Raw genomic sequence first — 7,791 nt, forward strand, 5'->3', positions numbered from 1 at the left:
AGCTTCACAAACTCCGCACACTTACGCTGGACACAAACGACAGCAAAAAAAGCGACCACAAATTCGTAGTCGCTTAATGCATTTCATCCATATACCGCGCCATCATCACCAAATGATGCTCTAACGTCAGTTGCTTCAAAATCCCCATTCCAGGGAACTTATGCGCCTCAGCCAGTACTCGTAATTGGTCAATCGCCGGTGTTTGGTTAATTGCGGGTTGCGTGTCGAACCACGCGATGGTTTTAGCCAACGCTTCAAAGTATTTTTCCTTCTGGTGCTTAAAGTCTTCGTTTTGATCAGAAACAAAGTGGTGAATCCGAACCATGCCGTCTTGCAAATAAATCAGGTGCAGCGTCACCGTTCGACTAGGATGGCCGTGCTCGAAGTAGGGCTTGCCCTGAGTGAGGTAGTCGCCGAAGCCGGTTTCGTGGTATTGACGCGCAAACGTTTGGTCATTAGTGAAGAAACTGTCAGGCATCTTCGCAAAGTCGGCGCTATGATCACGGACTTCGTTGTGGTCGAAGAGGTGGCCAAATGCCTGCTGGTTAGCTGTTAGTAACCGTCGCATTCGGGCTTCTGGTGGTGCCAGCACCGTTGCGGAAGCGGGCAGCCAATTGTGGTCGATGAAGAGTTTTAGGTCGGCGTAGTGTTGCACGATGACCAATGCATCGTTAAGTTGGTCTGGCGGCAGTAGCGGTGTCAAGATGACGGCGCGTTGCACCCAGGGACTTTCGAACAGCGCGCTAATGGGGTAACGTTGCTCAGCCTGATAGTTGTAGTGGTCAACTTGCGGATTTTGAATGACCGCAACGGGTTGCTGGTGGTCGATAAAGGCCTGTAACGTTTTTGGTAACGCTGCAATGTCGCGAACCGGTTCGATAACGGGCACCACGTTTTGATGGGGTTCAGTCGCAAAAGTGGTGAGTGCTTTTAAGTCAAATTGGCGGCCACGAAGATAGGGGTAGTAGATCATGTGTGATCACCGCCCGATAGTAGTTGGTGCTGCAGTTTAGCAATTTCAAGGTTTAGGGCATCGACTTCTTCTTGGAGGGCCGTTACCGCACTGCTCCGTGTTTCGTCGATGAACCGCGCGTAAAAGTTATTTTCCGGATCGTAAATATCGTAGTGCTGGTGGCGCTTCTTCAATTCACGGTACAGCCGCTCAGTTGGATACTGGCTGATGCCCGTTTCAACGCGTTTGGCTTTTCGAACTTCTCGGGCTAACGAGTAGAGAAAGTGACTCATTAACTCATCGGGGTCTAACGTCACTTCTTGATAGCGCGGCTTTTTCTCAACGGTCAGGTAACCGGGTGCTAACACGGGCTCAGTCGCTGTGGCCAGCTGGTCGGGGTCGTAGCTTGGTAGCTCAAAACGCCAATTTCAGCCGGAATCTCATCCTTCACTTCTTGGTAAAGGGCTAGCGGTAACACGAAGTAGTTGTAGTTACCGATAAAGGATAGTTTCGCCTTTGAATGAAAATCACTTTTAGTGACTTTGAGCTCGTAGCACCGCCATTCAATGGTACCGTCCGCGAATCGTTGATAACTGAGGGTGTCAACGATGCCTTGGTCGTCGGGCATCGTGACTTCTTCAACGGCCACTGCACCGGCTTCAATGCAGGTTTCGTAAACGGTCTTTTCTAGTTCAAGTGTGAGTTTTGTTTTCATAACTAATTCCTCGTTTAGATCATTCGCTAGTTAACTAGTTAATCGGTTTGTTCAGCCGTCCACTGCCAAAACTGGTCGATGGTGGGGGCCAAGTCGCTTTCCCGATAGAGTGTCCGATAGTATTGCCAATGGGGTGGAAAATACCGGGTATAGCGCGATGACGCGAACCGCCGATCCATCAGCAGAATCACGCCCACGTCTTTCGCACTTCGAATCAACCGCCCAGCTGCCTGAAAAACGTGGTTCAGACCGGGTAACTGGTAGGCGTACTCAAAGCCGGGTTCGTCCATGGTGTCAAAGTAGTCACGGAGTAGGTCATTTTCGGTACTTAGACCAGGCAAACCAACACTGACGATTCCTACACCAATTAGTCGATCCGCAGCGAGGTCGATGCCTTCAGAAAACAGACCACCCAAAATTGCAAATCCGACTAACGTTTGGTCACCATCCGCAGTAAAGGCGTCTAGAAAGGCAGCTCGTTCACTTTCAGTCATTTTAGTCGCCTGAACCTTGGTCTTAACATCGGGGTAAGCCAGTTGAAAGGCCTCGCTGACGGTGTTCATAAAGGAGTAGGATGGCAGAAAAATTAAGTAATTGCCGGTCTTACCGCTGATCAGCGTTTTAATACTGGTAATAATTTTAACCAGATTATCGTCCCGTTTGCGATAAGTCGTTTCAATGTAGTTGGTGATGAGAATCGTCTGGTGTTTTGGCGGAAATGGCGAGGGGAGTTGATAACAGAGACTATCGTCGCTACCGCCGAGCACCCGTTGGTAGTAGTCCAATGGTGAAAAAGTGGCTGAAAATAGAACCGCGCCGTGCCCTTTTTGAAGCGACTCGGCCAAAAACGCACTGGGATCTAGGCACAGTTGTTTAAACGTAATGTCGCGATCCTGATCGTCACCAACCGTAATTTTCGTGCGATAGGTATCATCGTAAAAGTCGGCGATTTTAAGGTAACTCATGCAACTAAAATAGTAGTCCAAAACGGCTTTGGTATAGTCGTCTTGGGGTTGCTCACGCCCAAGCCAATCGCCAACGGAATCAGTTAGCTGTTTGACCGCTTTATCGAATCCAACGGCAGCATCGTTAAACACGCTTTCGTCCTTGCCGCTTTCCAGCAATGGTCCTGCGAATTTAAAGAAGGCGCGGCGAAGTTTGCGAAATGAGGTGATCAACAGGTGCGATGGATCAGTTTGATCTTTCGTGAGCGCAATCAGGTCTGTCAGTGGTGCTAACGCCAGCTCAGTCGAGTACATATCTCGTGAGCGGCTCACCAAGTTGTGGGCTTCGTCAACTAAGAAAAAGTTATCGTCATCGTGGTCGACCGAGAAAAACCGTTGCAGGTAAACTTGCGGGTCAAACAAGTAGTTATAATCACAGATGATCATGTCGCAAAACAGGCTAACGTCCAGTGAAAATTCAAATGGATCTAGCGTGTGTTTGTGCGCGTAGGTTTCGATAATCGGCCGGGTGATCGCCGTTTCGTGAGTGAGAATATCCTTCAACGCTGGTTTCAGGCGGTCGTAGTAACCAACCAAATAGGGATTGTCATCCGGTGCTAAATCAACTTCTTCTGGGAAGGTGATGGTGTCCTTAGCGGTTAAGGTGACACTGCGTAAAACAAGTCCCTTATCGGCTAGCAAATCTAACGCTTGCTCAGCCACGTGGCGGGTACTTTGCTTGGCGGTCAGGTAGAACAGCCGCTGAATCTGATCTTCCCCCATGGCTTTGATGGCGGGAAAAACCGTGGAGATGGTTTTACCAGTTCCGGTGGGGGCTTCGATAAAGAGTTGCTTTTTGAGGCGCAGGGCCTTGTAGACGGCAACCGCCAGTTCCCGTTGGCCGGTTCGGTACTGATCAAAGGGGAACGGAAGGGTCGCAATCGAGGCGTTACGTTCCTGTCGTAAATCAGTTTCGAGTTGAATCCAAGTTTCGTATTCACTGACCACTTGGTTGAAGAACTCAGTCGCTTCAGCCAGCGTGTAAGTCAGTTGCTTTTTAGTGACCTCGTCAGTTGTTCGCCGGTAATAAGTCAGTTGAAGCGTTAATTGGTCTAGGTCCTCATCGGTCATCAAAATGTAGGCGTACATCTTGGCCTGACCCCAGTAGAGGGTCAAGGTGTTTTCGGGTAGCTCCTCGAAGGCCAGATCGGACGTTTTGATTTCTTCAATGAGGGTGTCATTGCCCGCTAAAATCACGCCGTCAGCGCGACCATGAATGAGGAATGGTCGGTCGGCAAGTGTGACTTTACGGTCGAGGGCGTATTCTTTTTGGTAATTATCGCCCCGTTGCTTCTGGAGTTGACGGTGGATCCTGGCGCCTTCTTGGGCGGTGTTTAAACTATTTAGACCGCCACCAAGGTTACCTGATCTCAAGGTGAACTCCACAAGTTCGCGGATGCCGATTTTACTGATTGCCATGATTCGGGTGCTCCTTATGCCGCGAGGTTGGCTGATGGCCAATCTCAGAATAAATCTATTATAACAGTCGAGTTGCTTTGGTGATAGCGAACGGATATGGTGAATAGTAGGCTAACTGATGGCTGATAATGTTCGAGTTTATCCTTTAATTAGCAATTAAATCGGATGGATATAACGTGAACAATATTAAATCCGAATATTTTGAAGAAATTTGTAAAAAAAGCTTGTATTTTATGCGGTAGGCGGTTATGATTTAACCAATCAAACCTTTAACAATTAGTCCTGTGAGACTAAGAAGGATCGGCAATAAGTTCTAGGCCAGAAGTCTAGACAGCAGTGAACTCTTTACCCACAGGCGGTAGAGAGCTTTTTTATTGCTCTTAATACCGCGGACTAATGAGTACATGATATGAGATTGACACTGACGATTTAATTGTCTCCCGTGAGAGCAAAACGTCCAAGGGTACACCACCTAAGAGGCGCGCTTTGCGAACACGGCAAGGCGCGTTTATTATTAGGAGGATGACTGACTATGATGGAAACGACCAAGCCGTTGAGCTACGCAAACGTACTGAGCATGAAGGATTTAAGTTCTGGAGAAGTGATGAACTTTATCCGTGAAGCCCAACAATTTAAAGCAGGTAAGCAAATTGAACTGACTCGCCCAGTATATGCGGCCAACTTATTCTTTGAAAACAGCACCCGGACTCACACCAGTTTCGAAATGGCAGAACGCAAATTAGGCCTGAACGTGGTTAACTTTGACCCCGCTCACAGTTCTGTGAACAAGGGCGAAACCATGGCCGATACGCTGAAGACCTTACAAGCCATCGGCGTTGACGTTGTTGCCATGCGGGATAAACACAACGAATACTACCAAGAATTAGTTGACGACCGCAACATCCACGTTGGTATCGCTAACGGTGGTGACGGCTCTGGTGAACACCCATCGCAATCATTACTCGATATGATGACGATCTACGAAGAATTTGGCTTCTTTGAAGGCTTGAAGGTCGCTATTGTTGGCGACTTGGCCCATTCACGGGTTGCCCGTTCAAACATGGAAGTCTTAAACAAGTTAGGCGCCCGGGTTTACTTTGGCGGCCCTAAGAAGTGGTTTGACGACCGCTTCCAAGCCTTTGGCACCTGGATGCCCGTTGACGACTTAGTTGACGAAATGGACGTATGATGTTCCTGCGGGTTCAACACGAACGCCTTGATAGCAAGGAAAACGCCAACTTTACCGCTGCTGGCTACAACGCCGAATTCGGGTTGACGCCTGAACGCGAAGCCCGCATGCAAGAACATGCCATCATCATGCACCCAGCGCCCGTTAACCGCGGTGTTGAAATTGCGGATGAACTGGTTGAATGCGACCGTTCCCGGATCTTCACCCAAATGCAAAATGGCGTTTTCGTACGAATGGCTGTAATGGCAAGTCTGTTACGGTACAAAGGATTAGTTGAAGAGGATTAAGCTGATAATGACAAAACGATTGATTAAGAACGGCCAGTGTTTGGTAAACGGCCACCTAGCAGTTCAGGATATTTTGATTGAAGACGGGATAATCACTGCGATTGGCCAGTTAAGTAACCCCCAACCAGCAGTTAACAAAATCATTGACGCCCAAGGATTGTTTGTGAGCCAAGGGTTGGTCGACGTGCACGTGCACTTTAGAGAACCCGGCCAAACGGCGAAGGAAACCATTAAAACCGGGAGCTTAGCGGCTGCCCGGGGTGGTTATACCACGGTGGCAGCAATGCCCAATGTGATCCCAACGCCAGATACGCCAGAACGGATCAAGGCGCTGATTGCGAAGAACGAACAAGACGCTGTCGTTCACGTGTTACAGTACGCAACGATCACGACTGATCGTGGTGGCGACGAGTTGGTGGACTTTGAAGCTTTGAAAGCGGCTGGGGCATTTGCCTTTAGTAACGACGGTAACGGGGTGCAAACCAGTGGCACGATGTATAAAGCGATGCAGGCGGCGGCTGAACTGAACATGGCCGTAGTGGCACACGCTGAAGATGATAGTTTAACTTACGGCGGCGTGATGCACGAAGGCGATTCTTCTAAGCGATTAGGGTTACCCGGCATTCCGAGCGTGAGTGAAACTGCCCAAGTTGCTCGGGACGTGGTGTTAGCCGGCGCGACTGGTGCCCACTACCACGTTTGCCACGTGTCAGCGAAGGAAACTGTTCAAGTCATTCGAGCTGCTAAGCAGGCTGGCGTGCACGTGACGGCTGAAGTCTCACCACACCACTTACTGTTGAGTGATGCCGACATCACGAGTGATAATGCGATGTTGAAGATGAATCCCCCATTGCGGAGTGAAACTGACCGGCAAGCGTTGATCCAAGGCTTGTTGGATGGCACGATTGATATGATTGCCACCGATCACGCACCACATACGGATGCTGAGAAAGCGCAGTCAATGTTGAAAGCACCGTTTGGGATTACCGGTAGTGAGACGGCCTTCGCAATGCTGTACACCAAGTTTGTGAAGACCGGGCAGTTTAGCTTAGCGCAGTTGATCAACTGGATGTCGGTTGCGCCGGCTGATGTGTTTGGGATTCAAACTGCTGGGCATTTGGCAGTTGGCGCACCAGCTGACTTGGCCATCTTTGATCTAACGACCGCTAGTGAAATCAAGCGAGAAGACTTCTTGTCTAAGGGACATAACTCACCATTTGTTGGCGAAACCGTTTATGGCGGAACCAAGTTGACTTTGGTTGATGGCGAAGTTGCTTATCGGGCTAAATAAGGATTAAGTGAAACTCAAATAGTCAAACGTAACAGCAGTGCTGATTTTTTAGGCACTGCTGTTTTTGAATTTCGATAGTTGTACGAGGTGCGAGGCAGTTAAAACTCGTGGTATGATTGAAACGGATACCATTATCAGGAGGCAAAGACGAATGACAGAAACGGAACTGAAGGCCTTGGCGGAACTATTGCAGGCATATAACATCGAGTTGAAAACGCAAGGGACAATGATCACCCACGTCAACGGCCATGAAGCGCAACTCGATGCGACTGGTTACATGTCTGATCAATTGATTAAAGTCGTTTTGGAAATCATCGGGACTGATTTACGCGCCGCATTATTTCAGAAACTTCACGGCTAAGATGACAATTGTGTAACAAGTATGACAAAAATTGAAGATTTGTTAACTTAAATGTGACCGCATCGTTACGTTGATTGCTTATACTAGCTAATAGTTGGATAAAAGATGAGCAAGTTTTAAGGAGATTGACGGTGCGGATGAAACGAGTATTAACTTGGGTTGCAGTTGTGATGGCCATGATTGCTGGCCTTGCAATGCCAGCCACTCAAAGTGCCAGTGCTAAAAAATATAACCCAGCTGATGACGCGATCATGAGCGCATCCGTGTTCAAGCGGATGGGTCGCGTTTACTATCACAAACGGGTCTTTACATACTACTCACCAAACGGTAGTGGCTTTTACGGCATGGGTGCTTACACGTCAGATGGAACTTATACGTTGAACGGTCGAGACAAGCAGGGATACTTGATCTTGGCGAACAACAAAAAGTTCGGTACGAAGATCAAAACCCCACTTGGGATTGGTGTCGTGCATGACCGTGGAACTTATGGCGGGCATTATGATATTGTTGTTAAGTAAATAGCGTGTTTGGGGTCGTTGAGCTGGTCATCAGTTTGGCGGCTTTTTTGTTGTC

Annotated in this window: 5 protein-coding genes and 2 pseudogenes; 4 read left to right on the top strand and 3 right to left on the bottom strand. The window is 48.6% G+C overall.

Features of this window, described 5'->3' with window-relative positions:
* Window positions 1–73: 73 nt before the first annotated feature.
* From JCM2765_RS15420 to JCM2765_RS15430, 3 genes and pseudogenes are all read right to left on the bottom strand, one after another.
* Window positions 74–973: a sce7725 family protein gene (locus JCM2765_RS15420; protein ID WP_054737457.1), complete on the bottom strand. Its 900-nt coding sequence runs from the start codon at window positions 971–973 to the stop codon at window positions 74–76.
* A pseudogene (locus tag JCM2765_RS15425) lies at window positions 970–1,667 on the bottom strand (hypothetical protein). The gene JCM2765_RS15420 and the pseudogene JCM2765_RS15425 overlap by 4 nt, the downstream one beginning before the upstream one ends.
* A 38-nt stretch (window positions 1,668–1,705) precedes the next feature.
* Window positions 1,706–4,090 (bottom strand): ATP-dependent DNA helicase, encoded by a 2,385-nt coding sequence (locus JCM2765_RS15430; RefSeq protein WP_054737458.1) that lies wholly within the window; start codon window positions 4,088–4,090, stop codon window positions 1,706–1,708.
* 532 nt (window positions 4,091–4,622) lie between these two features.
* On the opposite strand from JCM2765_RS15430, the pseudogene JCM2765_RS15435 reads away from it, so the two are divergent.
* The 4 genes and pseudogenes from JCM2765_RS15435 (at window position 4,623) to JCM2765_RS15450 (ending at window position 7,736) form a co-directional block, all read left to right on the top strand.
* Window positions 4,623–5,566 (top strand): annotated as a pseudogene (locus tag JCM2765_RS15435) (aspartate carbamoyltransferase catalytic subunit).
* A 7-nt stretch (window positions 5,567–5,573) separates the two neighbouring features.
* Window positions 5,574–6,857, top strand: coding sequence for a dihydroorotase (gene pyrC, locus JCM2765_RS15440; protein ID WP_054737459.1), 1,284 nt, complete (start codon window positions 5,574–5,576; stop codon window positions 6,855–6,857).
* 151 nt (window positions 6,858–7,008) lie between these two features.
* Window positions 7,009–7,218, top strand: coding sequence for a hypothetical protein (locus JCM2765_RS15445; protein WP_054737460.1), 210 nt, complete (start codon window positions 7,009–7,011; stop codon window positions 7,216–7,218).
* Window positions 7,219–7,355: 137 nt separating this feature from the next.
* The gene (locus JCM2765_RS15450; RefSeq protein ID WP_057152462.1) at window positions 7,356–7,736 is read left to right on the top strand and encodes a hypothetical protein; all 381 of its coding nucleotides are present in this window, start codon (window positions 7,356–7,358) and stop codon (window positions 7,734–7,736) included.
* The last annotated feature ends 55 nt before the right edge of the window (window positions 7,737–7,791 follow it).

Origin of the sequence: Secundilactobacillus similis DSM 23365 = JCM 2765 (genome assembly GCF_001311075.1) — a bacterium.
Classification (GTDB): Bacteria; Bacillota; Bacilli; order Lactobacillales; family Lactobacillaceae; genus Secundilactobacillus; species Secundilactobacillus similis.